The sequence below is a fragment of the Zhongshania aliphaticivorans genome, assembly GCF_001586255.1.
In the GTDB taxonomy this organism is placed as follows: Bacteria; Pseudomonadota; Gammaproteobacteria; order Pseudomonadales; family Spongiibacteraceae; genus Spongiibacter; species Spongiibacter aliphaticivorans.
Genome location: NZ_CP014544.1, coordinates 3,653,076 through 3,677,313, shown reverse-complemented (window position 1 = coordinate 3,677,313; position 24,238 = coordinate 3,653,076). Strand labels below are relative to the sequence as shown.

Genomic DNA, 24,238 nt, shown 5'->3' with positions numbered 1-24,238 from the left:
TTATAAATCTGCACATGCGTGAGACGGCGATTATGTCGTCTCACGCTGTTGAGCATCTTGTCGTTTCTCTGTCTTGTGCTGATCTTCGTCATTGCCTATTTTCCAGTAGCTTGAGATATACAGCTGCTCTTTGTTCAGTAACCGAGTTTGCTTTAGGTACTTCCGCAATTTTTGCATTGAGCTGAACTCACTTGCCACCCACGCTGATACTTTCCCTGGCAACCAATTCAAGTTTTCAACGTAGCGGCCTAGTGTTTCGCCGCTTGGGTCTGGGTGCGGATTAAGCAGCCAGTGCAGGTCAATGTTTTCTGGCACCGTCAGATCCTGTATGTCGCTGTTGTCGAGTATTTCAATAACGACGTAGCCGCGCGCGTGGGTGGGCAACTGCGAAATGTTAACGCTTATAGCCGGTAATGCTGTCATGTCGCCGACCAAGAGAAACCAATCTGCATCGGTGTTTAAGAGCTTTTTAGGGCCGGGGCCACCGACTAATATTTTATCGCCAACTTGAGCCGAACGCGCCCACGTGGACGCCGGGCCGCTGGCCTCGTGAATAACGAAGTCGACGTCAATTTCTTGGTGGCGTTGGTGTCTGACGGTGTAAGTCCGCATCAGCGGCCGTGTACCGTTTTCCTGCGGGAAAATAAGTTTTATATAAGCGCTCTCTTGCTTGTCGGGAAAGCGGGCCATACCCGCGCCGCCCAAGGTATTAACCCGGCGATCAAAAGTATCTGATATAATGCGCGAATGGACGAAAAAATTGATGCAAGAAAATTATCCTTAGAAGTTCTTGAAGAAAAACGTCGACAGGCGCATCGACTTCGGAAACGCGGAATGACGAGAGCCGAGATTGGCGAAATAGTGGGCATTCACGCGGATACGATTGGTCGTTGGTTAAAGCGCGACAAGAATCAACTAGGATACGATAAGCCGGGGCGAAAAGCCGGTAGTGGGCGGCGGTTAACGGCTGAACAGGAACAGCATATTGAATCGGTGCTGATCGACAAAACGCCGGATCAATTAAAAATGCCCTATGCGTTGTGGACGCGGGAATCGGTTCGCGAACTGATCCTTAATTGCTATGGGCTGGCGCTACCCGTACGCACCGTTGGCGATTACCTAAAGCGCTGGGGCATGACACCGCAGAAGCCACAAAAGCGTGCGTATGAACAACGCGCGCCGGAAGTGAAAGCATGGCTAGAGGAAGAATATCCGGCGATAAAAGTGCAAGCGAAGCAGCAAAATGCCGAGATTTACTGGGGCGATGAGACTGGTCTGCGTAACGACTGCCAGCATGAGCGGGGCTATGCGCCCAAAGGAAAGACCCCAGTGATTCGTCTAAATGCCAAGCGTGAATCGTGCAACATGATTTCAGCAGTGACCAATCAGGGCAAAGTAAGATACCAGATATTTGAAGGCAACATGAATGCGGATAGACTGATTGATTTCATGATGCGATTGCTCAAAGATGCGAAGCGCAAAGTGTTTTTGATTCTGGATAATCTGCGGGTGCATCATGCCAAGCCGGTAAAAGAATGGTTAGAGGCGCACAAAAAAATGATTCAGGTATTTTATCTGCCAGCTTATTCGCCAGAACTAAATCCTGACGAGTATTTGAATTGTGACCTCAAGGGTGGTGTGCATAGTGGGCAGCCCGCACGCAATAAAGAGCAACTCAAACAGAAGGTATCGAAGCACATGCGTATGCTGCAACGGAAGCCACATCGTGTCCGCAAATATTTTAAGCACGAGAAAATTCGTTATGCCGCATAACAGATACCAAAATCCGCCGGGTTAATAACTCTGAGCATATGCGAGCTAAGTTTCTTGGTGCGAATGACTTCAAGGCTTATCGGTGCAGGTTTACTCATGGGAATATTCCTTTCATTGCGCGGTATTGGCGGCGAGATTGTCCACCATGATATTTGCGATGCGGATAAATGCGTGCATATCTTCATTGCTAAGGTTAGCCGTCATGGCCTTATTAGCCGTGCGTTCAATGGCGTTAAGCTGGGTGACGATTTCTTTGCCTTTGGCGCTTAAGCGAAGCAGTTGGCTCCGGCGATCTTCAGGGTTGGCGATTTTGCTGATGTAGCCGTCCTCCAGTAACTCGTTCAACACGCGGGTTATTTGCGCTTTATCGCGCTGCATGCGCTGCGCGATTGATTGCGCAGTGCAATTTGCGTTGCGGTAAATACCTTTGAGCGCGCGTATATGAGTGATGGGCAATGGGATATGTTGATTTTTAATACTGGTGCGCAGCGCCGTTTTATAGTTGTGGCTGAGGCTGTGGAGTAGCTCGTTAATCGCTTGTGCTGGCATGATGATGCTCTTAGTGTAGTTGACTTTATCAATTATATTTAAAATAGTTGACTACGTCAACTAATGTGGCGGCATGCGCAATACCGTAGTTTTAAATCTGGCGGTTTATTGCGTGTTAATTTCGGATGGAATTGCCGTACACTATGGTGAAGAATGGCAACAACGGCACTGCGCTTATAAGTTGACTAGGAGGGTGAATATGAAAATGCGTGAACTGGGAAAAACCGGCATTAGCGTGAGCGAGATTTGCTTAGGCACAATGACCTGGGGGCAGCAAAATACTCAGGATCAAGCCTTTGAGCAAATGGATTACGCGGTGTCGCAGGGCGTTAATTTTTTTGATACCGCAGAGATGTATCCAGTGCCGCCCATTCCCGAAACTCAGGGCCTTACCGAGCAATACATTGGCGAATGGTTTCGGCAAACCGGCAAGCGCAAAGACATTATTCTGGCGAGCAAGGCTTCTGGCCCCGGTCATGCCCATATTCGCGATGCCAAGCCTCTGGATCGCACCGCAATATTGTCAGCCTTTGAGGGTAATTTGCAGCGTCTGCAAACCGATTATATCGATTTATATCAAATTCATTGGCCAAATCGCGCGACTAATTTCTTTGGAAAACTTGGGTATCAGCACACTGACGGCGATGCCGAACCGGCGATTCATGAAATCTTAGAAGCCCTCGCCGAGTTAGTGGAGGCCGGGCAGGTTCGCGCCATTGGTATTAGCAATGAAACGCCGTGGGGCCTGATGAGTTACCTGCGCTTGGCTGAGCAATATGGATTGCCGCGAATAGCCAGTATCCAAAATCCCTATAGTCTGCTGAATCGCAGCTTTGAGATTGGCTTGGCCGAAATGGCTATTCGAGAGCAAGTCGGTTTGCTGGCGTACTCACCCCTTGCCTTTGGCATGTTGAGTGGTAAATACCGCCACGGCGCTCGCCCCGCAGATGGTCGCATTACTTTATTCGAGCGCTTTAAACGCTACAGCAACCCCCAGGCAGACGTGGCGACAGAGCAATATATTGCTCTGGCCGAACAACACGGTTTATCGCCAGCGCAAATGAGTTTGGCGTTTATTAATCAGCAGCGCTTTGTCACCAGCAATATTATTGGTGCGACGACCATGGCGCAGCTAAAAGAGAATATTGCCAGTATTGACGTGTGTTTAAGCGATGAGGTATTGAAGGGTATTGCCGATATTCATCAGCGTATCGCCAATCCAGCGCCATAATTATGTGGTGTCGGCAGTATAAATAAAAATAATAAAATGGGGGCTGTCAGGGAGGACAAACTATGCCTGTTTCCATTGCTCAAATCGAAGGGAAAGTTTATTTTTTTTCACAAAGCTTGCACAAAAAACATCGTCAAACCTTGACGCGTAATATCGATTCACTGCGGCTCGCACTCAATGCGGTTCGAGACAGCCAGCCCTTTGATATTATTGCCATGGTGGTTTTGCCAGAGCAGGTGCACTGCATCTGGCGTTTACCCCCAGGCGATGACAATAGCGGCGCGCGGTGGTCGCAATTTAAAGCTTTGTTTATAACTTACCTGCCACTTCGGGAAATTCGCAGCCGCAATAGATTGCAGCGTCGTCAACCCAGTGTGTGGCTGCGCAAATACTATGAATATCAAATTGAAAATCAGCGGGACTTACAGCGCTATATCGATTTTGTCCACCGTGCACCACTTAAACTCGGGCTGGTTGAGCGCTTAGCCGATTGGCCTTATTCGAGCTTTCATCGTTACGTGCGAAATCGACTGCTACCGGCAGACTGGTGTGCAGGGCCAGAGGAAGAGCTTGTGCTGGAGGTAACTGAATCGGTGGGGCGGCCTTAGCTGGCCGCTCCACTGCAGCGAGTTTACACTCGAGAAATACGACTTAACACCGCTTTGAGATAGCGCGTTTCTGGAATAGCAGCGTGAACAGGATGGTCCATACCCTGCATACCTTCAGCAAGAATTTGCGCGTGGCGGTCGATGTGCCGCGCGGAGGCCCGCACCAGATCCAGCAGTTCTTCTCTTGGCATATGCATAGAGCATGATCCGGAAATTAAAAAGCCGCCGTCATTGAGCAAACGCATGGCCATTTCATTAATACGCCGATACGCCAGAATGCCTTCTTTCTGATCTTTTTTACGTTTTATAAAAGCCGGTGGGTCGACGATGATCACGTCAAAGCGCTCGTCGGCTTCTTTTAGTGATTTCAGGGTAGTGAATGCATCGCCTTGCACGGTGCTGAGCTTGTCGGCCACGCCATTAAGTTCCGCGTTTTTGTGCACCATGTCGAGTGCGTTTTCTGATATGTCTGCGCACCACACATCGTCGGCGCCAAACACCGCGGCCTGGACACCAAAGCTACCAACATAGCTAAATACATCCAATACCCGTTTGCCGGGAACAATATTGCGCAGCCATTCGCGATTTGGGCGCTGGTCGTAAAACCAGCCGGTTTTTTGTCCGGCGGCCAGTGGCGCTAAAAAGCGCACGCCGTTCTCAATGAGCTCAACTTCGTCGGGCACTTCGCCGTAGGCGGTTACGACTTCTAATGGCAGGCCTTCTAGTTTGCGAACGGCGGCATCATTGCGCAGCAATATGGAAACGGGCTGCAACATTCTGACCAGGGCTTCTATAACAACATCGCGCATGGCGTCCATACCGGCAGTATTGAGCTGTACGCAGAGGTGGTCTCCAAAGCGGTCGACTACCAGACCCGGCAGCAAATCGCTTTCGCCATAAATGAGTCGGTAGCAGGGCTGGTCAAATAATTGCTCGCGCAGGGCTAGCGCCGATTTAATACGCTTTTTGAGGGTGTTCAGGTCAACTGGGCGCTCGTCGTTGGTCATCATGCGTGCGCAGATCAATGACTGTGGGTTGACGTAGGCAACGCCCATTACCTTGCCCTGTTGGTTCTCAACGATGACTTGCTCACCGGCGGCAAAATTGCGCAGCGGCGTCGCGTTGGTGTCGACTTCGTTGCTGTAAATCCACAAATGGCCGCTGCGCAGACGTTTGTCTTCATTTTTGGCGAGGCGTAGGCGTTGGAGGCTCATAGTGTTTTCCTGGGCAGGGCGATGAATTCGGGGGGCATTATCGTCGATATCGGATGCGAGGTGAAACTTTTCAGCTTTATGGGCTTTTCTGCGCCTGAATGAGTAAGTTGCGCGGGCTCAGCGAAGCGCTGCAAAACTCGCTGAGGCTGCACTGGTAACCGTGCTCCTGCAGGTATAACAGGCTGTCGAGTACGCAGCGCAGCTCAAGGGCGCGGCGAAACGCCATGCGCAGTAAGTCGATGGCTTCTGCGCGGTGCAGTTGCTGCCAGCCAGTCTGCTCGAAATCGGCTAAACCGCCAGGCAGCGCATGGCGTATGTTTTTATGGTCGAGTTGAGCTTGAGCAAACTCGGCAAAACTGCGTTTACTCCAGTGCTGGGGCAGGCTGGGTAGGGCGGTGCTTTTGTCCGCGCCAAGCACGGGAAGGAGCTCGCGCAGCCCTAAATGCCAGGCTTGAAGGGTTCTGCGCGCGGAAATTTCACCGTGACGCGCGGTATTGGTTTGCCGTACCGCGGAGCGTAGGTCATTGCTGGAAATATGCAGTGCTGAGTTTTTGAACTGCTGCGACAAGACCGTGTAAGTGTCATTAAATCGGTGGTAGCAACAGGGCGCTAAGCTGAGCTGGGGGCTGTTGTGCGCTACCGCGAGGCGGAGCAAACGTTGGTGTAAGCCACCGCAGGCGTGAAGGGCAACAAGGTGCTGTGCTGGAGTGAGCTGCTGGTGGACGTCGTTGCTCATAACGTCACAGCGAATGATTTGGCGCAGTGGTGAATCGCCTTTGGCGCGGGCATTGCCTGCCGCAACCAGTTGCGGGTCTATTTCCAATGCGGTGACGGGCAGCTGGTAGTGCTGGCTAATGGCTTCGCCTAAATAGCCCTTGCCAGCACACCATTCAAGAATGGGGCGGTGCATATTGGTATGCGCGGCAATAAAGGCATGGATTTGCTGCCATTTGCGTCCGGGTATGCCTTTAGGGGGTTCTTGCGGGTTTAGTGGTGGCCCTGCGGGCGTGATGTTGATGAGCTCGGCAAGTTCGGTGGCAGGTTCAAAATGCGGGCGCAAGGCGGTGAGTAGGCCCTGATCGTCTCCTTGTAAATTGTGAATTTCGGCGGGGCTGAGGCTGTGCAGGTAATCGCGTAGGGACTTGTGATTGTCGAGATGTGTTGCTGCGGCGCCAGCGTAGGCATTAAAACGCCACCAGGGCTGGTGGCGCAATAGTAAGGAATCGAGGCGTGAAGCGCGGCGGGCGAAGTCCATAAAATCTCGTAAAGAAATATGGCTATTATAGCGGTCTACGCCGACTTCGCACTTTTCTTTAGCTCACTGGATGGGGGCGCTTCACGGGCTTTAGATCGGTGTCTTGATCTTGAAGGTAAGCGCTGAAGCAAGCTTTTAACGCTTGGCACTCTGCGACAAAGTGGTCTTGTAATTCGTGCCGTTGCTCGGCGCTACAATGTTGGTCGGCATGTTCGAGTGCTGAGGCGCTGAGTTGTAAGCGGCGACCATGCAGCTGCCCGGCGCTGCCTTTTATTGCGTGAGCAATGTCCTTCACTTTAGCGTTGTCCTCATATTGAACTGCTTGGGCAAAGTCGCTCAATTGGGTGTCGAGTTGGCTAATGAACATTTCCAGCAGTTTGCGCAGGGTGTCTTTGCGGCCCATGGCGCTTTCTAATGCTTTGGCGGCTATCCAGATTTCCGGCCCATTGCTTGAGGCTCCCTCTTGGCGGACAGGCTGAGCTGTTGCTGACTCGACACTAGCGGAATTCTGAGACCCGCTTTGTAGCCACTGCGTGAGTTTTTCGCGTAGGTCAGCGGCTTCCATGGGCTTGCTGAGATAGTCGTTCATACCGGCGTTAATACATTTCTCCTTGTCGCCACTCATGGCGTTAGCAGTTAGTGCAATGATGGGGATTTCTCGATAGCTGTCGCCTGCGCCGCCATTGCGAATCCGACGGCTGACAACATAGCCATCCATTTTGGGCATTTGGCAATCCATTAGAATTAAGGAATAGGGGTTTTGGCTGTCGCTATTACACAGCATTTGCAGAGCCATAATTCCGTCGTTAGCAATGTCTACCGAGATACCTAGCTCGTCGAGCATGCAACGACTAACCTCTTGGTTGATGGGGTTGTCTTCGGCGAGTAATATTTTGTGGCCAATAAGCGCTGGCGCGGTGTGGCTGTTTGTTGAGCTGAGCGATGTGGCATCTTGCTTAGTCAGCATGGGTGGCTGATGCCGTAATTTGTCGTGATTTGTTAATATCAGGGCGGCAATCAGATCCTTGCTGGCCAGCGGCTTTAAATACCGAGCATTGATGTATTGCTCGTCAAGAGGCTGAGCCAATTTTTCAAAATTGGTGCCAAGTACTGCAATGGCGGCGTGTTGAAACGCTGGGTGTTGGCGCAGCTGCGCTGCCATCGCATTGGCGTTACCGTCGGCAACTTGTTCATTGAGTAGCACAAGGTCGCAGCGCTTTAGTAGCGTCGACTGTGTTGCGAGTGAACGCATCGCGGTTTGCGCATCGTCGCCGTCAATAACGGTGGCGCCCCAGCTTTCCAGTTGGCGGCGGCAGCTGTGTCTAAAGCTGACGTTGCCGTCGATAATAACGACATAGCGGCCGTTGAGCTCAGGGGCGGGTTCCGGCAGGGTGGTACTTGGTTTTAAATGCACCGTGAAACTGAAAGTACTGCCCTCGTCGACGCTGCTGGTGGCCAGAATACTGCCGCCCATGAGCTCACAAAGCTTGCTACAGATAGATAGGCCTAAGCCTGAGCCGCCGTATTTTCGAGTGGTGCTGCTGTCTATTTGTGAGAATGGCGAAAACAATTTGCCGAGGTCTTCTTCTGCAACACCAATGCCGCTGTCAATAATGGCGCAGCTCAAGGTTAAGCCATGGCTCTCTTCACGCAGGCTGGCGCGTAAAATTACCGAACCGTGCTCGGTAAACTTAATGGCATTGGCCAGAAGGTTGGTTACAATTTGGCGAAGTCTGGAGGGGTCGCCAACGACACTGCCAAGCGGAACTGCGCTGAGATCAACCACTAATTCTAAGCCCTTGTCGTGGGCGTAATGGGCAAGGCTTTCGGCAAACTCGTCGAGGGCTTGGCGCAAATCAAACTCAATGGTTTCCAGTTGCAATTTTCCGGCATCAACTTTGGAAAAATCCAAAATATCATCAATTAAACTGAGTAAGGAACGTGCGCTGCTTTTCGCAATATGAATTTTGTGGCCTTGATCTTGATTTAGCGGGGTGCTTTCTAAGAGATTGAGCATGCCTAGCACGCCGTTCATTGGTGTGCGGATCTCGTGGCTCATTACCGCCAAAAACTCACTTTTGGCTCTTACTGCAGCCTCTGCTTGCTCTTTGGCCAAAATCAGTTCGTCTCGGGCTTTGCGGCGACTGTCAATGTCCTGCACTGAGCCGTATAAGCGGATGCACCTTTTGTTACTGAACTCAGCTTGTCCGGTAATATGTACCCACGTTTCGCGGCCGGTTGCGGTGATCACTTTTAGCTCATCGCTAAAGGGGATACCTTTGCTGATGGCCTCTTTTACAGACATTCTGAAGCGGCTAAGGTCTTCGTCGCTACTCGCAAAGTTGTGTATTTGCGCAGCAACGGGAATGAAGTTGTCGTCGGCGCGGAAAATTTTACGGGTCATTGTCGACCAGTAAAGCTTGTTGCTGGTTACCATAAATTCCCACGCGCCAACTCTTGCCTGGGAGCCCATTGAGCGCATCAGTGATTCTTGACGCTGAACAATATCGCTGGCTTTTTTCTGGGCAGAGATATCTTCGATAATTGACCAGACAAAAGATTGGCCGCTGTTGTCTTGAATTAAAACGCCATTTAAGAGAACGGGAAATTTGCTGCCATCTTTGCGAATGTAGTCGCGTTCGTAGGGGCCGTAGCGCCCGGTTTTTTGTAAGGAACGCAGCTGATGTTGTTCGACTTCCTCTGCACTACTCGCGGTGATTTGCCAGTAATTTAGCGCGTTAAAATCTTCTCTTGAGTAGCCGGTGCTGCTCAACAAGGCGTTGTTAACCTGCAAAAACTCGCCGGTATTAAAGTCACTTAAAGCAATGCCGATGGGGGCCATATCAAACAGACTGTGCAGCAATAAGTTGTGGCGCTGACGACGACTCAGCAGGCGACATACGGTCATAAATAAAGCGTAGATACAAGCGCCCGCGAGGCTGAGTAAAATACGCAGGCCGGTGGCGTTGTCGGCCTTGTGCGGCCAGCCATTTTTAGGTACGCCAGCGAGTTCCCAAGCTTCGTTAGAGGGCAGCGAAATAGCTGTAATAACGGGCCGCGCCGCCGAGGTAAATGCGGCGGAACTACCTAAGAACGGCGTGGTTTCAGTGTCGGTTTGAGGGCTTGTTTTGCGGATCGCGATGTTTATGGGCAAATCCGTAGCGTAGAGGCCGATCGTGGTGTAGAGCTGGTTTAAATCAATGACTGCCGAAATGGTTCCCCAAAGCTCGTCTGGCTGGCCACCCGCTTTTGGCACAAAAACGGGAATGCGCGCGACAATACCTTGGCCACCCTGAATTAAGGTGAATGGCCCAGACAGAACGACCTCGCCACTTTCTCTGGCGCGTAACAAGTCACTGAGCTGATCAGGGCGATCTCTGAAATCGAAATTGAGTGTTTTTTCGTTGCCTGCCAAGGGGTAAACAAACTTGATTTTAAGGTCTTGGGTGGCGGTAATATTTTTCAGCTGGACATTGCCATCGAACAGCGGTGCCGCAAAAAAAGCAAAATCGGCTTCGTTTAAGTTAGGATTGGCCCGCACGGCTGAAATCATGCCTTTTGAGGTTTGTAAATTCGCGCGAATTAGCCCCTCTAGTTTACTCGCCGTCAAGTTGAGCTGGTTTTGCATATTATTGCGGAACAACCATTTGTGATTTTTGTTGTTCAGATAATCTATGTAAAAGCCGCCTGCTAGCAATGTTACCGCTGCGATCAATAAGGCGCCGCGCTGCAGCCATTTAAGCCTGGCGAATTGGCGACGATGGAATTGATCCACTTCGCTAGATTTAGTGTCGCGCTGATGGTCATTGGCGGGCGTAGGTGGCATGGACTGGGTCTCTTCGGCCTTTGGTGGTGCCTAGACAGGACGTAATAATTAGCTTCATCATAGATTGTTAGCGGCCAGCGCAATATTCGTACTTCCCCTAGGTCTTATCTTGCTGAATAGCGCGGTGTTCTTTGTTGGGCATTCGTTTGATAATAGCGACTCAATAGTCGTGGGGTGGCGGTAATGACAGTGTGGGTAGACGCGGACGCGTGTCCAGTAGTGATTCGAGATATGTTATTCCGTGCGGCAGAGCGCACTGGGGTGGCCCTGACCTTGATCGCTAATCAAGCTATACGGGTGCCTGCGGCGGCGAATATCACTTCGGTGCAGGTGAGCAGCGGGTTTGACGTCGCCGACAATGAAATTGTCCGTCGGGCGGAGTCCGGTGATTTAGTGATTACCAGCGATATACCCCTTGCCGCTGAAGTGATCGAAAAAGGCGTGCTAGCACTTACTCCGCGGGGCGAACTGTTTGATAAAGACAATATTCGCGCCAAACTGAATATGCGTGACTTTATGGATACCATGCGCTCGTCGGGTGTGCACAGCGGTGGCGCGGCACCTTTTTCGCAGCAAGACAAACAGACCTTTGCCAATCAATTAGATCGCTACTTAAGCCGGTTGCGGAGTTAAATTATGCGGCGTTCATTGCTGGCCTTTGCTGTTCTGCTGTCGTTTTGCGGCGCTTTGCAGGCCGATACTGTGCGGGTAGCGCTGGCCGCTAATTTTGCTGGGCCAATGCGGGAGATCGCCCGCTTATTTGAGCTAGAAAGTGGCCACCACGTCGAAATGGCCGTGTCCTCGTCGGGCAAAATTTACGCCCAAATAAGCCACGGCGCGCCCTTTGATGTGTTTCTGTCGGCTGACCAGAGCAAGCCAGCGGCACTGGTGGCCAAGGGTTTGGCGGTGGCGGACTCGCAGTTTAGCTATGCGCTGGGTCGTTTAGTGCTGTGGTCGACCAATCCGAGCTTAATCGATAATAGCCCGAATATTCTCAGTAGCGGAAATTTCCGAATGCTGGCCATCGCCAACCCGCTGCTGGCACCATACGGTGAGGCGGCGGTTGAGGTTTTACAGCGGCTTGCTTGTTATGAACGGCTAGGAACTAAAATGGTGAAAGGCGAGAATATTGCCCAAACGTTTCAGTTTGTCGCAACCGGTAGCGCAGATTTGGGGCTAGTCGCCTTGTCGCAGCTGCGCGATTCAGGATTGAGTGATGTCGGTTCGCAGTGGTCGGTGCCCACCGCCATGCATAGCCCGATCCGCCAAGACGCTGTGCTGCTGACCTCAGCGGCGGAAAAACCTGCGGCCGTGGCCTTGATGCGTTTTATACAAAGTGAGCAAATTCGCCAACTTATTGTTGAATCGGGCTATTTATTGGCAGACTAGCGCGGCGGGCGGACTAGCTGCGCAGTGGCTCAATGAAACAGCCAAACTCCTTGTCTAACTCCACACTAAAGCGGTAACGATTTTCCAGGGCCTTTACGGTAAAGCGTTTAAACTGCGGCTGCGCGGTGATGGCGCTGATGTCTTGGCTGCTCGTCAGTGGGATGCTTAAGTTAGTGTCTAACAGCGCGTTGTACTTACTAATTTTGATGTTCCCTGCGCGCAGTGCTTCGTTAAAACAATCGAGTGCGTGAATGAGTTCAATTGGGTCGCCGTCGTTTGATGTGTCGATCAATTGGTCGTGATACTTAAGCCGTCTGGCATCGTGGCTCTGGCATTGCAAGGTGCTGTTTGCCTGCTTTTCTTTGGACGGTGTGCAGCTAACCACGCGGTAATATCGGAAATGTTCATCTTCCTCGTGCGCGGCTAAGGCCAAACGCCAAATGGCGCCGGGGCCGGAGCTGCACTTTTCTACTGGTTGTTTAACCGCGTCGGCACCGTAGGTATCGAGCAGGTGCGCAATAGCACTTGTTAGTAAGGTTTCGGTGTAAATATCGCTGTCTTCGCAAGACGAGGCGCCAGCCAGTGCGGGCAGGAAAAATAGTATTAGGCAGGCAAAATATACGCGCATAGTAAAACTCAGTTGGGCAAGTCGTTGCTTGGGGCGGCGTTGAGTCGTAAAAAACGCCGACGAAACAACACCAATATTATCAAGAACAAGCAGGCAATCCCAACGGCGACTGGAAATAAGAGCGTGGTGAGTGAATAGCTGGCCAGCGCTAACACGACCAAGCCATTGCGCAGGGCGAACAAGCCGAAAAATGTCAGGCTTTCGGCGTAGGGCTGGTGGTATGCCTTGCGCAGGGTTGGGGCAAAGCCGAGGAGGTCGACAGTGGTGAGAACTATGACCGCAAATACTGGGTCAGCGCTAATATACCAAATGGGTAGCGAAGACAGTGCGGCGCAAAAGAATAGCCAGTCGCTGCGGGTGATTTTGGTATCGCCGCGCCGTTGATACGCAAGCAGCGCAATATAGAGGGTGATGGTGCCAGACACGCCGATGGGCCAAGCGCCACGGCCGCCGTCGGCATCGAGTTGGGCAAAAAACACGATAATAGTGGTGATGCCCCAGATCACCCACGAGAACACATGGGCGTGGACTGTGCCGCGATGGATGCCGCGAATATAGGGGGCAAAGCCAATAAACGTCAGGGCAATAGCCGTGAAACTGAAATAGTCTTTAAGGTCCATAACAATCGCTAGAGCTGAGAATCCCTTCGCATTGGCGGGGGCTCCCCGCCAATGGCTCCTAGAATAATACGGTGCTAATTAGCGATCTGGCAGCACAATATTCAATTCTAATACCGAGCAGTTACCGTTGTTGTCGAGCTGAACTTCAACCTGATCTTGGTCTACGTCGACGTATTTGCGAATCACGTCGAGCAGCTCCTGCTGCAATTTTGGCAGGTAATCGGGCTGGCTGCGTTGATTGCGCTCGTGGGCGACAATAATTTGCAGGCGCTCTTTGGCAATAGACGCCGTGGCTTTTTTACTGTTGCGGAAGTAGTCGAATATGCTCATGCGCTCCTCCGGAACAGTCGCTGAAATAGGCCCTTTTGTTCAACGCTCATGAAGCGGTGTTCCACTTCTTCGCCAAGAATTCGCGCTACGGCGTCGGAATAGGCTTGGCCAGCGGGGCTCTCGGTGTCGTGAATCACCGGTATGCCTTGGTTAGATGCCTTGAGTACGGTTTCTGACTCGGGGATAACGCCCAGTAATTTGGTGGCCAGAATTTCTTCTACGTCTTTAACGCCGAGCATCTCGCCCTTTTCAACGCGCTCTGGGTTGTAGCGCGTTAGCAGTAAGCATTCTTCGACGCGCTCACCTTGCTCGGCGCGGCGCGACTTACTTTGCAGTATGCCCAAAATGCGGTCGGAGTCTCGCACCGAGGACACTTCGGGGTTGGCGACGACTATGGCCATATCGGCGAAGTACATCGCCATAAACGCGCCATGTTCAATACCCGCAGGGGAGTCGCAAATAATATATTCAAAACCGTCATCTGCCAGTTCTTTTAGCACCCGCTCAACACCGTCAATGGTTAGGGCGTCTTTGTCGCGGGTTTGCGAGGCGGGCAGAATATAGAGATTCTCGGCGCGTTTATCTTTAATCAGGGCTTGGCGTAGCTTGGCCTCGCCATTGATGACATTAACAAAATCGTACACCACGCGGCGCTCACAATTCATAATAATGTCGAGGTTGCGCAGGCCTATATCAAAATCGATAACGGCGGTTTTGTGGCCGCGCATGGCAATGCCGCTGCTGATCGCAGCGCTGGTCGTGGTTTTACCCACGCCGCCTTTTCCTGAGGTAACTACTATTATCTTGGCCAAGGGTCTAATCCTTTTTAGGGCATGATGAGTGTAAGTGGTTTGGCATTAAACGAGTGGCGTAATGCACAGTGATTGCTCGTCTCGGCCGATTTGGACCGCGGTTTTCCAGTGTTCGTTGCGTAAATCTTCATCTACCTTGAAGGTACCCGCAATGGAAACCAGCTCCGCCTCTAGGCTTTGACAGAAAATTCGCGCACTGAGATCGCCTTTTACGCCCGCTAGGGCGCGGCCGCGCAGGGCACCGTAAACATGTATATTGCCGTCGGCCAGTACCTCGGCACCCGCTGAAACTGCTGCCATAATAATCAGGTCGCCACCGGGGGCGTATACCTGCTGGCCAGAGCGGATTGGCGTGGTAATGATTTTACTGGGGTTACGATTGATTTCAATGTGGCTAGAGGGGCTTAGCTCTAATTGCACAGACGCTGGCGCGGCCGGTTCATCTTGGCTTATTTCGGCGGTGCTGGCTTCCGTTGCCGCGCTGGGCTCGGTTTCTACTAAAGGTTCCGGCGCCGGTTTAACCCGGGTCGCGGGCATAATCGCTAAGCTCAAGACCGGCGCCTGTTGCGCTAAGCTTTCGACACCGCTGCGCAGAGCTACTGGTAATAGCCCCTGGCTGCGGCATATGGCCAGAATGTCGGCTAGGGGCAGGGTGTCTAAGTCCCCGACAAAATCATCAAAACTCAGTACCACCGGAGTTTGCTTAAAAAAGCCCGGCGCGGTGGCGGCCTTTTCGCGCAGTTGCTGCTCAAAATCCACCGCGTCAAAGCGGCTGATTTCCAATAGTGTGAGGGGGAATAAGCCGCCCTTCAAACGAAAGGTGGCGGTGGTGACTTGATTATCGCTAGCTGTCGGCTTTAAACGTGGCAATCTGCTTTCCTAGGTGTGGCTAAACCCCCAGTACGCGCGGCGCGTCTTGGAGTAGGCTATGGGTATTCAAAATTTCAGCCTCTTAGAGTAAGGCATCGCCACGATTGTTCAACTGTTTTTATGGGTTTAGCGCCGACTTGTTGGTACTTCGCTGATTTTACGCGTGATTCAGTATATTGGTAGCTAGAAAATTGCTCAGGCGTAGGCCCACTCCCGCAATAAATTATGGTACAGCGCCGATAGGCGCCGCACCTCTTCGTCGTCACTGCCCAGTTTTATTGTTAAAGCCTGAATGCTTTGATCCAGCTCAAACAGTTGCTGGCGTTGCTGATGGCTGCGGATCAGACTTTGCACCCAAAAAAACGCGGCAAGGCGTTGGCCCTTTGGCACTGGTTTAACTTCGTGCAGGCAGTTGGCGGGGTAGAGGATCATATCCCCAGCGTCGAGTTTAATTTCTTGCAGGCAGCCGCCGATCTCAACGCAGAGTTCGCCGCCCTCGTAGTCTTGGGCTTGGGACAGGAATAAGGTCGCAGACAGATCGCTGCGCAGACTGCTGCCGTCGGCAAGCCGCATAATCGCGCTGTCGATATGCTGGCCGTAGTGGCCATCGTTTTGGTAGCAATTAAATTTGGGCGGGTAAATTTTGTCGGGCAGCGCGGCGCTGATGAACAGCGGGTGCTGACTTAATTTGGCGCTGAGGCTTGTTACCAAACGGCGGGCTGCTGCACTGCTGTCATCTAACTGCAAATTGGTTTTGAGTGGCGCGGCAAGTTGGCCAGCGCTGCGGGCACCGTCTTGCCAGTTGGCGCCGTCGAGCGTTTGGCGAAAATGCGCTAACTCGCTCGCGCTCAGAAAATTATTGATAACAGTGAGCATAGTGATCCTCAGCGGGGCGTAAAAAGGCAGTCGCGATTAATATCGGCTATTTGCGCGCAGCCGCACAGCGCCATAGTGATTTCGAGTTCTTCTTTTAATAAACGTAACATGTGAGCAACGCCCAAGGCACCGGCAACCGCCAAGGCAAAGGCTTGGGGACGGCCAATGAGTACCGCGTTGGCGCCCAGGGCAATGGCTTTAATGATGTCGCTGCCGCGGCGAATACCGCTGTCTAATAAAATCGGGAAATCACTGCCCAGCGCATCGCGAATGGCAGGCAGAGCGTCGATGCTGGCGGGTAGGCCGTCTAGGCAGCGACCGCCGTGATTAGACACAATAATGCCGTCCATACCCATGTCGGCAAGCTGCACGGCGTCGTCGGGGTTGATTACGCCTTTAATAATGATGGGGAGTTGGGTCTGTTGCTTTAGCCACGCGAGGTCTTGCCACTGGGGCGCCAGCGCCATGAGTTGCTGGAGAATGGAATTTTGTCCTGTTAACTTTTGTGCGGGCGAAATATTCACCGCTTCAATTTCCGGTGGTATCTGGAAGCCCGCGCGCTGGGCGCGATTGCGCAGGCCGCTCAGTGGCGCATCGACGGTGACCACGATCGCGGTATAGCCTGCGGCTTCAGCCCGCGCAATAAGAGTCGATGTGTCGGCGCGCTGGGGCTGAAAATACAGTTGAAACCATTTTGGCGCATCGGTTTGCGCGGCAATGTCTTCGAGGCTGGCGGTGGCCAGTGTGCTGACGACCATGGCGGTGTCCATGGCATCTGCCGCTATTGCGGTGGCGAGTTCGCCACTGGCGTGGCAGAGCTGCTGATAGCCCAGCGGCGCCAGTAAAAAAGGGTGGGCCAAGTCGTGGCCAAGCAGGGTGGTTCGGGTAGACGCGCTGCTGAAGTCGCGCAGCAAGCGCGGCTTTAATTCAATATTGGCAAAGGCGCTGCGATTGCGATGAAGGGTGTGTTCGTCGGCAACGCCTGCGGCAATGTATTCGTAAATGTCGTGGGCGAGAAATTCTTTAGCGTAACGCTGGTAGTCATCAAGGCAGACAATATCTGCGGGGATATTTTGCAAGGGCGGGGTGTATTTCATCACTGTATTCCGTAATGGATAAGCGCGCTGTGCTCATACTCTATGAGCACAGCGCAGGGCGAGCTTAGAACTCGTAGTCCACGCTGAGGTGGGCGTTGCGGGCTTCGCCAATATAGGTGAAGGCACCGCTGCGGTAGGCCGCAAGGTAGTAGTCTTCATCAGTGACATTGCCAATGTTTACCCGCGCCTTAAGCTGCTCGCTAAACTGGTAGCTGGCAAAGGCGTCGAACACGGTATAGCTCGGCACTTCGTAAGAGTACTCGCCCGTTGTACTGCTAAAGCCAGCTGCGGAGTCGGGCTGACCAGCGTACAGTTCGCTAGAGTAAGTCAGTGTGCCGCCAAAAGAAAATTTGGGGCTGGCTTGGTAGCGCAACTGCAGAAACACGCTGTCGTCGGCGAAGTTACTCAGCACCTTGCCTTCGGAGTCGGTATTATAAGATTCGAGAATTTCCGATTCCATAAAGCTGGCGCCGAACTGGGTGCTGAGTTTGCTGCTGATATTGCCAACCAAGGAAAACTCAATGCCCTGTACGCGGTTTTTACCGGTGTTCAAGGTGCCGAGGGTGGCGTAGTCGTCGCCGACGCTTTCCATAACATCACTTTTGGTGATTTGGAAAATCGCTGCGGTGGCCAGGAGCTTGTCATTGAGAATATTCCATTTGGTGCCAAGCTCAATATTGGCGGTCATTTCCGGTTCGCTGTTCGCGGCCTGTTCTGGGTCGCCACACAAGCCACCATAACCACAGTTACCGCCAACATCAGACTCGCCGCCGTTGATATTGGCCGAGGTGCTGTAGGTTAGGTAAACATTGGCGTCGTCATTAATTTGGTATACCGCGCCAATATGGCCGTTCCACAGGCTGTCGGAATATTTAAAATCTAAAATGGTGCCGCGGCTATCAACGGTATTGTCGTAGTCGAAATCATCTAAGCGAATGCCGGTGAATAAAGACCAGTCTTCACTCAGCTCAATGGTGTCCATCAACGACAGCGAGATAGTTTCAATATTGTAGTCTGAGTCTTGCGCGCCCTTAGTAATACTGCGACCCATGATGGTGTTTATATTGCTAGGGGTATTGCCATTGGCATCGGTGGTGCAATAGCCGGGACCTGCGCCGCCGCGACCGCTGACAACACAATTACTGGTGCCATTGTTGGTAACGTTATACACGCCATTAACGACATTGTGTTTAGACAGCTCAACACCAAAGACCAGTTGGTTTTTCTTGCCAGCAATATCCATGTCTTTAAAGAAATTAAACTGGTTAACAAGGTATTCTACTTCTTGCCAACCTTGATGGGTGCTAAGCGACGCGGTTGCCGCGCCGGGAGCGTCGGGGTCGGTGGCGTCGCGATTGGTACCCCGCGCGCCGGTGGTCACTTAGCCGTTGTCGGTGGTGCCGTAGCGCAGGGCGTTTTCAATACGGCTGCTATCGCTAATGTCGTATTTGGCGCGCAAGGTGGCGACGCTAACCGTTGATTTTAGAAAATCTTGGTCTTGTAAATAGACTGGAAAATCGTCAACCGGTTTGCCGCCACCAGAAACGATATAGGTACCTAAATCTGGGCTGTCTTCAGCATTGAGGTAGTAGACATCACCAAGTAATTGCAGCTTTTCTGTGGCCTTAAACAGGCCAGAGACGGCAAAGCCGCGACGGCTTTTATCCGCTGGCTCGCGGTCGGGCACGTCTTTAAAGGAATAGAGTAAGTTGACGCGCAGCGCGATATCGTCGCTGACTGAGTTATTGCTGTCGAGGCTCAGGCGCTGGTAATTATCAGTGCCAATACCGCCGCTAACTTTATTAAAGTCGTATTCGGTACTCGCTTGCTTGGTAATACTATTTACCGCACCGCCGGTAGAGCCGCGGCCAGCAAAAGTAGAGCTTGGTCCCTTGGTGATCTCGACTTGCTCGGTGGCAAAGCTTTCGCGAGTGGTCATGCCGGGGTCGCGAAGGCCATCGACAAAGACATCGCTGCGGGCTTCATGGCCGCGAATAATATAGCGGTCGCCAAAGGCATTGCCGTTCTCACCGGTGCCAAGGGTAATACCGGGTTGGGCAGCTAATACATCACGCAAATCTGATTTGCCGGATTCCTGAATCTGGGTTTGGGTCAGTACGTTGATGGTTTGTGGGGTGTCGGCCAAATCTTTTACATGGCGGCTGTCACCAGAAATTTTTGCTTTGTAGGGTGCGCCCGCTTCGGTGTAGGGGTTGGTGTCGAGGGTGCGCTCCTCGATTTTTAGCGTATCGAGCACAAAGGCATCTTCACTTTGCGCGAAGCTGGCGCTGCCCATCAGCAGTGTGGGGATACCTAGCGCTAGGGCGCTGGCTCTGGGCTTGAAGCGCGTCGTCGTCAGCTTAGCCGGTTTTAGTGTGGTTTTCCGTGTCATGTTTAATCCTCGTGGAAGTCATTGGTGATTAGGGAGTACTCAATAGGTATTACGAGATGGATCTCTTCTTTTTTTATACTTGCAGGTAGTGGCGGCAGCGGTGAGGCGTCGGCGAGCATTTGCAGCGCCGCGTCGTCGAGGGCGCCATGGCCAGAACTGGTTTTAATTGATGCGGCAAAAATCTCACCGCTGCGGCGGATGCCGAATTTCAGTGTCACCACGCCTTGGGTTTTGCGCTTTTTAAGCTCAGGCGGGTAGGTTTTGTAGTGACTGAGCTGCGCCATGACTCGGCTAAAATAGTGGCTGCTGTCTCCTTGCTTGCCGCCGGCGCTGCGCTGCTTGCCCGAGCCACTGGCGCGAACCATGGCTTTTGTTGAGGTGTCGGGACTCGTGTTTTGGTGAGCTGTAGCCTCCTCAGGCTTAGCTGTTTCTGCCTTGGCTTGGCGGCTCGCTGAAGTGTCGACGGCGCTTTGATAGCCGTGTACTGCCGCCTCGGCTGTTACTTGCGCGGTGGGCGCACTGATACTTGTCGCGATTTTTTCCGGCAATTGCGCAGCTTTTTCTGCGGGTTTTACTTGCGGCTTGGTCGGCGGTTTAGCTGGTGCGGGCTTGGGCTTTAATTTAGGCGCGGGCTGATGTTTAGGCTTGGGCGCTGGGCTAGGCTCAGGCACGACCTTACTCTGCGCGATGTGTTTGGCGACGTCGGCATAAGAACCACTCATGCCGAGGCCAATTTCTAATCCGTCTCTGCCCTCGGCGTCGGCGCCAATAAGCGGTGTTGGGCGCGGTGACTGCTCGGCGAGGTAAAGCAGCGAGGCGTGTACGCCAACTGCAAATACAAAGGCAATAATCCATGGGAGCTGGCGCATTAGTCTTGGCCACCGTTGCGGGTGTGCAAGTTAATGCTGAGCTGCGGGTAGTTAGCCATCGCGCCTAGCGCGAGGTGTAATTGCGCCGCGCTCAGGTTTTGGTCTGCATACAGCGAAACCTGTGTTGGCTCTGCGCTTGACAGCTGGCTAAAAAACTCGCCCAGTGCTTGTGGGCTGATCGCCTGCGATGTAGCCGCTGTTTGATTAAGAAATATTTCGCCTTGTTGGTTAATGATGATTTTGATGGCTTGGCTATTCTCGACCTTGCTCTGGCTGCTACTGGGCAATTGCACCGCGCCGCTTTGCGCGGTTTTAAATTGCCCCGCGACCATGAAAAAAATCAGCAGTAAAAAAACAATATTAATCAAAGGGATTAAATTTTCGTCGCCGCTCGTTTTCTTTGCCGCGGGCAAAAGGTTTCTATTCATCGCGCTTGCTTGCCTCTGGTAGCGGCTCGCCCAAGCTGACGTGCATAAAACCGGCAGACCTTAATTGCTCTAACAGGCTAACAATGTCCTGTACCCGCAACTCAGCGGCGGGTAACAGGTTTACGACTTGCTCAGGGCTGGCAAGGGTGTTGAGCTCCGCTAAGCTGCCGAGCTTGGTCAACGAGGTATTGAAATAGGCGAAGCTGCCGTCCTCGTAGGCCAGTAGCAATTGCGGTATGGCCGCGTTGCTTGACGCTGAAACTGCCTGCGATTTTTTTAGCTCGATGCTTTGTTCTTTGGTAAAAGTGGAGGTCAGCATAAAAAACATTGGCGGTTTCGGATAATAAGTGCAATTGGTAAGAAGGAGGCCAGCTGGTAGAGTCGGTACTTCTTCCCGACCAAGAGATGAAGCACTGATGAGCTACTACCAGCTGACCGAAAACGAACGATACCAGATTTACACTTTGAAGAAAGCAGGTCATTCGCAAAAAGAAATAGCCGATTTATTAGATAGGAGTCCATCCACCATAAGCCGCGAGCTTAATCGCAATAGTGGTTTGCGAGGCTACCGACCACAGCAAGCTGAGCGATTATCCGTAGGTCGGCGACGTGGTGCACATAAAGCGAGGAAGGTAACAGAGGCGGTGGCTTTACAGATAGTGGCTTTATTGCGCCAGGAGCTAAGCCCTCAGCAAGTGGTAGATTATTTAGAGCGGCACAAGGGTTTGTTCTTGCACCATGAAACGATCTATCAGCTTATCTATGCAGACAAGGCCCAAGGTGGTGATTTGTATACGCACATGAGAATTGCCTCCAAGCCCTACCGTAAAAGGTATGGCACTTATGACCGGCGAGGCAAGATCAAGAATCGCGTGAGCATTGATGATCGCCCAGCTGTTGTGGATAGACGTAACCGCATTGGTGATTGGGAGGGTGACACCATTATAGGTAAAGGGCGTAAAGGTGCATTACTGACGATGGTAGAGCGCAAAACGCTGTATACCGTGATTGTTAAATTAACGGGCAAGCGAGCGGACTTACTCGCCGATGCTGCAATTACCAGCATGGCCAAAATAAAGGATAAGGTGAAAACGATCACCTTGGACAACGGTCTTGAGTTTGCCGCTCACGAGGCCATTACGGAAGGTTTAGACGCAGACATTTACTTTGCGCACCCGTATGCATCATGGGAGCGGGGCATTAATGAAAACACCAATGGATTGATACGGCAGTACTTTCCAAAGGGAACAGATTTTAATGAGGTGACGGATGAGCAGGTTCAGTTTGTAATGGATCGACTTAATGCTAGACCACGAGCCAGTCGTGGACACCGATCACCCAATGAATTATTTATGGGGCGGCGAGAAGATTTACTCGCTGCGTGAATGGATTGCAGTTATTACTTGAAACCGCGATTAATAGAATAAAGACCACATCAATTAAGGCGGTGAGGCTAACGGCATTTTTACGCCGCGGTGTGCCCAGCGACGGCGCGCTTGTTAAAGAGAGTGCTGCGCTCACGCCAGTTCACTCGCTTCTTTGGCTGCCGAGTGAGCTGGGCCTTTAACTTGACTATTGGTTTGGCTATTCAGAGTAAAGGCGTATTCGATAGTATTTTGAATAGACTGGATCTGGCGTTCAGTGCAGCGTTCAAGCCAGCTGTGCAACACTGATATCGGAATTGCCACAATCAAACCTGCGGCGGTGGTGAGTAGCGCCTGCCAAATGCCGCCAGAGAGAATCGCGGGGTTCACGTGCTCACCTGCCGCTTCCATGGCGCGAAAGGCCTCGATCATGCCCAGTACCGTACCGAGTAGACCGAGCAGCGGGGCGAGGGTGGCGATCACCTCTAAAATGCGGAGATGGTTGCTGAGCTGCTCGGCTTGCAGGCGCGCACCCCGGTAAGCTTCATCGCGGGCCTGCTGCAAGCTGAGGTATTTATTGCTAAACAACTGTAGGCAGCGGCTCAGCGCCTTAGCGCTGGGATTTTGATGACCGTTGATCAGCATTAAGGCCTCGGGCTTTCTGCCTTCTTCAAGCAGTTTAAATGCCCGAGGTGCAGCGGTGTCATTGAGTTTTAGTTGGCCAAATAGCTGCCACACCTTATAACTGGCCACGGTTAAGCCGAGAAGAGAAAAGAGCGACAGCAGCCAAATAACGGGGCCGCCGGTAATAAGAAGTTGCAACATAGTAGGCTCGAGTATATTTAATAGTAATCGTAATGAGAACGGTTATCATTAAGATATAAGTAGAGTCTGTTGTCAATCGTCTTGCCGTATTTTTGCGTAGTTGCAGTTTTGGGGGGATGCTTGGAGTGAAATTTGCTATGGGTAATAATGGTTTGGTGCACAGTTGAATTGTTGGTAAGCCTGTCAAGTAAGCTGATCTAAGCGGTGAGAGAAAACGTGGTTTGGGCGGTGCAATATGTCGCTGTTTACAGGTTTACATCATGGAGGATAAAGGGTGGATAAATTGAGTTATGAATATTTGTTGGCCCATCACTCTGGGGTTGTCAGCCGAGATTTACTTGCTGATGCTGTGAAAGCAGGGCGGGTTCAGGGCAACGGCGGTTCTTTACCTATTACGGCCACGGCCAAGATCGGCGATGTGGTTTCAGTTGGTGACCAGCGCTATCGCATGATTGCCGGTGGCCGTGACGATCGCCTGCAAGTTGAGGTCATGGATACCGCACCGCGGATGATTACGACACCGGTACGCGCCTACTGCGGATACCATAAGTGCCTGACTGAATACACAAAAAAAGTATTTAAAAAGATTTGTCGGCCACCCTTAAAAAAGGGCGCGTCGTTTAATCACTACTACCACAGAAGCGATGCGTTTTATCAGAACTGCGCGCAACACACGATTAGTTCGCTTAGTGGACATGCCATCGATCTATCGCGGTTTTCCGATATTCGGGTGGTGCGTTTTATTCGTGACCCGCGAGATTTATTGGTGTCGGCTTATTTTTATCACAAGCGCTCCGCAGAACCTTGGTGCGATGTGGCGGCGCCGCGCGATATTGACTGGAAGATCGTCAACGGCGCGGTACCCGCAGTGCTGGGACAGGAGCAATCGCTTAGTAAGTATTTGAATAGCGCATCAGTAGAAGAGGGCTTGTTCGCCGAGCTAGAATTTCGACGTCATCACTTCGACAGTATGCGCTGGTGGCCTTTGGAAGACGAGCGTGTAATGCTTTTTAAATATGAAGACATTCTCGGGTGTGAAGCGGCTGTATTCAATGAGTTACTGACATTTATGGAGTTGCCATTTGCATTGCGAGTGGCGGGAAAATATTATGCTAAGCGCTATAGCGCGGTGCAGAAGGGCGGTAAAAAAGGCCATATCCGCAATGTGAATAGCGGCCAGTGGCGCCAGCATTTTACACCGGCATTGCAGTCGCGCTTCAATGAGCTTTATGGGGATATTCTTGAGCGCTACGGTTATCCGCTTACTTAGCTGGAATTTAAA

General features: G+C 52.0%; 25 protein-coding genes. 7 read left to right on the top strand and 18 right to left on the bottom strand.

Annotated features, from left to right (window positions below; translation table 11 throughout):
- Positions 1-30: 30 nt before the first annotated feature.
- Positions 31-690 (bottom strand): siderophore-interacting protein, encoded by a 660-nt coding sequence (locus AZF00_RS16295; RefSeq protein WP_156474870.1) that lies wholly within the window; start codon positions 688-690, stop codon positions 31-33.
- Between the two features lie 57 nt (positions 691-747).
- Between AZF00_RS16295 and AZF00_RS16290 the strand changes: the two genes are divergently transcribed.
- Complete coding sequence (locus AZF00_RS16290) at positions 748-1,773, top strand: IS630 family transposase (RefSeq protein WP_062383594.1); 1,026 nt, start codon at positions 748-750, stop codon at positions 1,771-1,773.
- Positions 1,774-1,884: 111 nt separating this feature from the next.
- Here the strand turns inward: AZF00_RS16290 and AZF00_RS16285 are convergent, their stop codons facing one another.
- On the bottom strand, positions 1,885-2,322 hold the full coding sequence (locus tag AZF00_RS16285; protein WP_008252215.1) for a MarR family winged helix-turn-helix transcriptional regulator: 438 nt from the start codon (positions 2,320-2,322) through the stop codon (positions 1,885-1,887).
- Positions 2,323-2,521: 199 nt separating this feature from the next.
- Between AZF00_RS16285 and AZF00_RS16280 the strand changes: the two genes are divergently transcribed.
- The gene (locus AZF00_RS16280) at positions 2,522-3,553 is read left to right on the top strand and encodes an NADP(H)-dependent aldo-keto reductase (RefSeq protein ID WP_008252214.1); all 1,032 of its coding nucleotides are present in this window, start codon (positions 2,522-2,524) and stop codon (positions 3,551-3,553) included.
- 62 nt (positions 3,554-3,615) lie between these two features.
- Positions 3,616-4,161: an REP-associated tyrosine transposase gene (locus AZF00_RS16275; RefSeq protein WP_008252213.1), complete on the top strand. Its 546-nt coding sequence runs from the start codon at positions 3,616-3,618 to the stop codon at positions 4,159-4,161.
- A 23-nt stretch (positions 4,162-4,184) separates the two neighbouring features.
- On the opposite strand, the gene AZF00_RS16270 is transcribed toward AZF00_RS16275, so the two are convergent.
- The 3 genes from AZF00_RS16270 to AZF00_RS16260 all read right to left on the bottom strand — a co-directional run bounded on the left by AZF00_RS16270 (position 4,185) and on the right by AZF00_RS16260 (position 10,456).
- Positions 4,185-5,375, bottom strand: coding sequence for a class I SAM-dependent rRNA methyltransferase (locus AZF00_RS16270; protein WP_008252212.1), 1,191 nt, complete (start codon positions 5,373-5,375; stop codon positions 4,185-4,187).
- A 76-nt stretch (positions 5,376-5,451) separates the two neighbouring features.
- Positions 5,452-6,630 carry a methyltransferase gene (locus AZF00_RS16265; RefSeq protein ID WP_008252211.1) on the bottom strand — a complete coding sequence of 393 codons (1,179 nt, stop codon included), beginning with the start codon at positions 6,628-6,630 and terminating at the stop codon, positions 5,452-5,454.
- Positions 6,631-6,688: 58 nt separating this feature from the next.
- Positions 6,689-10,456 (bottom strand): response regulator, encoded by a 3,768-nt coding sequence (locus AZF00_RS16260; protein WP_008252209.1) that lies wholly within the window; start codon positions 10,454-10,456, stop codon positions 6,689-6,691.
- 183 nt (positions 10,457-10,639) lie between these two features.
- Between AZF00_RS16260 and AZF00_RS16255 the strand changes: the two genes are divergently transcribed.
- Together AZF00_RS16255 and modA are read left to right on the top strand one after the other, a co-directional pair.
- Entirely contained in the window at positions 10,640-11,089 is a 450-nt protein-coding gene (locus AZF00_RS16255) for a YaiI/YqxD family protein (protein WP_008252207.1), read from the top strand.
- A gap of 3 nt (positions 11,090-11,092) precedes the next feature.
- Positions 11,093-11,845 carry a molybdate ABC transporter substrate-binding protein gene (gene modA, locus AZF00_RS16250; RefSeq protein ID WP_008252206.1) on the top strand — a complete coding sequence of 251 codons (753 nt, stop codon included), beginning with the start codon at positions 11,093-11,095 and terminating at the stop codon, positions 11,843-11,845.
- Between the two features lie 13 nt (positions 11,846-11,858).
- Here the strand turns inward: modA and AZF00_RS16245 are convergent, their stop codons facing one another.
- The 12 genes from AZF00_RS16245 to AZF00_RS16195 all read right to left on the bottom strand — a co-directional run bounded on the left by AZF00_RS16245 (position 11,859) and on the right by AZF00_RS16195 (position 21,086).
- A complete protein-coding gene (locus tag AZF00_RS16245; RefSeq protein WP_008252204.1) occupies positions 11,859-12,473 on the bottom strand; it encodes a hypothetical protein in 615 nt (204 codons plus the stop codon).
- Positions 12,474-12,481: 8 nt separating this feature from the next.
- Positions 12,482-13,093, bottom strand: coding sequence for a hypothetical protein (locus AZF00_RS16240; RefSeq protein WP_008252202.1), 612 nt, complete (start codon positions 13,091-13,093; stop codon positions 12,482-12,484).
- Between the two features lie 78 nt (positions 13,094-13,171).
- Positions 13,172-13,423 (bottom strand): cell division topological specificity factor MinE, encoded by a 252-nt coding sequence (gene minE, locus AZF00_RS16235; RefSeq protein ID WP_008252201.1) that lies wholly within the window; start codon positions 13,421-13,423, stop codon positions 13,172-13,174.
- Complete coding sequence (minD, locus tag AZF00_RS16230; RefSeq protein ID WP_008252200.1) at positions 13,420-14,235, bottom strand: septum site-determining protein MinD; 816 nt, start codon at positions 14,233-14,235, stop codon at positions 13,420-13,422. The genes minE and minD overlap by 4 nt, the downstream gene beginning before the upstream one ends.
- 45 nt (positions 14,236-14,280) lie before the next feature.
- Entirely contained in the window at positions 14,281-15,105 is an 825-nt protein-coding gene (gene minC / locus AZF00_RS16225; protein WP_008252199.1) for a septum site-determining protein MinC, read from the bottom strand.
- A 195-nt stretch (positions 15,106-15,300) separates the two neighbouring features.
- Positions 15,301-15,981, bottom strand: a complete 681-nt coding sequence (locus AZF00_RS16220) for a Fe2+-dependent dioxygenase (RefSeq protein ID WP_008252198.1) — start codon at positions 15,979-15,981, stop codon at positions 15,301-15,303.
- A gap of 8 nt (positions 15,982-15,989) precedes the next feature.
- Positions 15,990-17,078, bottom strand: a complete 1,089-nt coding sequence (locus tag AZF00_RS16215) for an alpha-hydroxy acid oxidase (RefSeq protein ID WP_008252197.1) — start codon at positions 17,076-17,078, stop codon at positions 15,990-15,992.
- A gap of 64 nt (positions 17,079-17,142) precedes the next feature.
- The gene (locus AZF00_RS19665; protein ID WP_231856168.1) at positions 17,143-18,459 is read right to left on the bottom strand and encodes a TonB-dependent receptor; all 1,317 of its coding nucleotides are present in this window, start codon (positions 18,457-18,459) and stop codon (positions 17,143-17,145) included.
- The gene (locus tag AZF00_RS19660) at positions 18,460-19,470 is read right to left on the bottom strand and encodes a TonB-dependent receptor (protein WP_231856167.1); all 1,011 of its coding nucleotides are present in this window, start codon (positions 19,468-19,470) and stop codon (positions 18,460-18,462) included.
- A gap of 2 nt (positions 19,471-19,472) precedes the next feature.
- A complete protein-coding gene (locus AZF00_RS16205; protein WP_008252196.1) occupies positions 19,473-20,339 on the bottom strand; it encodes an energy transducer TonB in 867 nt (288 codons plus the stop codon).
- Positions 20,339-20,767 carry an ExbD/TolR family protein gene (locus AZF00_RS16200; RefSeq protein WP_008252195.1) on the bottom strand — a complete coding sequence of 143 codons (429 nt, stop codon included), beginning with the start codon at positions 20,765-20,767 and terminating at the stop codon, positions 20,339-20,341. Before AZF00_RS16200 ends, AZF00_RS16205 begins: the two co-directional genes overlap by 1 nt.
- Positions 20,760-21,086: an ExbD/TolR family protein gene (locus tag AZF00_RS16195; RefSeq protein WP_143829472.1), complete on the bottom strand. Its 327-nt coding sequence runs from the start codon at positions 21,084-21,086 to the stop codon at positions 20,760-20,762. Before AZF00_RS16195 ends, AZF00_RS16200 begins: the two co-directional genes overlap by 8 nt.
- A gap of 97 nt (positions 21,087-21,183) precedes the next feature.
- On the opposite strand from AZF00_RS16195, the gene AZF00_RS16190 reads away from it, so the two are divergent.
- Entirely contained in the window at positions 21,184-22,152 is a 969-nt protein-coding gene (locus tag AZF00_RS16190) for an IS30 family transposase (RefSeq protein ID WP_062384206.1), read from the top strand.
- 132 nt (positions 22,153-22,284) lie between these two features.
- On the opposite strand, the gene AZF00_RS16185 is transcribed toward AZF00_RS16190, so the two are convergent.
- The gene (locus AZF00_RS16185; protein ID WP_008252192.1) at positions 22,285-22,956 is read right to left on the bottom strand and encodes a MotA/TolQ/ExbB proton channel family protein; all 672 of its coding nucleotides are present in this window, start codon (positions 22,954-22,956) and stop codon (positions 22,285-22,287) included.
- A 274-nt stretch (positions 22,957-23,230) separates the two neighbouring features.
- Between AZF00_RS16185 and AZF00_RS16180 the strand changes: the two genes are divergently transcribed.
- Entirely contained in the window at positions 23,231-24,226 is a 996-nt protein-coding gene (locus AZF00_RS16180; protein ID WP_008252190.1) for a sulfotransferase domain-containing protein, read from the top strand.
- Positions 24,227-24,238 lie beyond the last annotated feature (12 nt).

Bases quoted from the DNA above. Each gene is read 5' to 3' on its own strand.
- AZF00_RS16295 (WP_156474870.1), bottom strand. From the start codon at position 690: ATGGCCCGCTTTCCCGACAAGCAAGAGAGCGCTTATATAAAACTTATT.
- AZF00_RS16290 (WP_062383594.1), top strand. From the start codon at position 748: ATGGACGAAAAAATTGATGCAAGAAAATTATCCTTAGAAGTTCTTGAA.
- AZF00_RS16285 (WP_008252215.1), bottom strand. From the start codon at position 2,322: ATGCCAGCACAAGCGATTAACGAGCTACTCCACAGCCTCAGCCACAAC.
- AZF00_RS16280 (WP_008252214.1), top strand. From the start codon at position 2,522: ATGAAAATGCGTGAACTGGGAAAAACCGGCATTAGCGTGAGCGAGATT.
- AZF00_RS16275 (WP_008252213.1), top strand. From the start codon at position 3,616: ATGCCTGTTTCCATTGCTCAAATCGAAGGGAAAGTTTATTTTTTTTCA.
- AZF00_RS16270 (WP_008252212.1), bottom strand. From the start codon at position 5,375: ATGAGCCTCCAACGCCTACGCCTCGCCAAAAATGAAGACAAACGTCTG.
- AZF00_RS16265 (WP_008252211.1), bottom strand. From the start codon at position 6,630: ATGGACTTCGCCCGCCGCGCTTCACGCCTCGATTCCTTACTATTGCGC.
- AZF00_RS16260 (WP_008252209.1), bottom strand. From the start codon at position 10,456: ATGCCACCTACGCCCGCCAATGACCATCAGCGCGACACTAAATCTAGC.
- AZF00_RS16255 (WP_008252207.1), top strand. From the start codon at position 10,640: ATGACAGTGTGGGTAGACGCGGACGCGTGTCCAGTAGTGATTCGAGAT.
- modA (WP_008252206.1), top strand. From the start codon at position 11,093: ATGCGGCGTTCATTGCTGGCCTTTGCTGTTCTGCTGTCGTTTTGCGGC.
- AZF00_RS16245 (WP_008252204.1), bottom strand. From the start codon at position 12,473: ATGCGCGTATATTTTGCCTGCCTAATACTATTTTTCCTGCCCGCACTG.
- AZF00_RS16240 (WP_008252202.1), bottom strand. From the start codon at position 13,093: ATGGACCTTAAAGACTATTTCAGTTTCACGGCTATTGCCCTGACGTTT.
- minE (WP_008252201.1), bottom strand. From the start codon at position 13,423: ATGAGCATATTCGACTACTTCCGCAACAGTAAAAAAGCCACGGCGTCT.
- AZF00_RS16220 (WP_008252198.1), bottom strand. From the start codon at position 15,981: ATGCTCACTGTTATCAATAATTTTCTGAGCGCGAGCGAGTTAGCGCAT.
- AZF00_RS16215 (WP_008252197.1), bottom strand. From the start codon at position 17,078: ATGAAATACACCCCGCCCTTGCAAAATATCCCCGCAGATATTGTCTGC.
- AZF00_RS19660 (WP_231856167.1), bottom strand. From the start codon at position 19,470: ATGACACGGAAAACCACACTAAAACCGGCTAAGCTGACGACGACGCGC.
- AZF00_RS16205 (WP_008252196.1), bottom strand. From the start codon at position 20,339: ATGCGCCAGCTCCCATGGATTATTGCCTTTGTATTTGCAGTTGGCGTA.
- AZF00_RS16200 (WP_008252195.1), bottom strand. From the start codon at position 20,767: ATGAATAGAAACCTTTTGCCCGCGGCAAAGAAAACGAGCGGCGACGAA.
- AZF00_RS16195 (WP_143829472.1), bottom strand. From the start codon at position 21,086: ATGCTGACCTCCACTTTTACCAAAGAACAAAGCATCGAGCTAAAAAAA.
- AZF00_RS16190 (WP_062384206.1), top strand. From the start codon at position 21,184: ATGAGCTACTACCAGCTGACCGAAAACGAACGATACCAGATTTACACT.
- AZF00_RS16185 (WP_008252192.1), bottom strand. From the start codon at position 22,956: ATGTTGCAACTTCTTATTACCGGCGGCCCCGTTATTTGGCTGCTGTCG.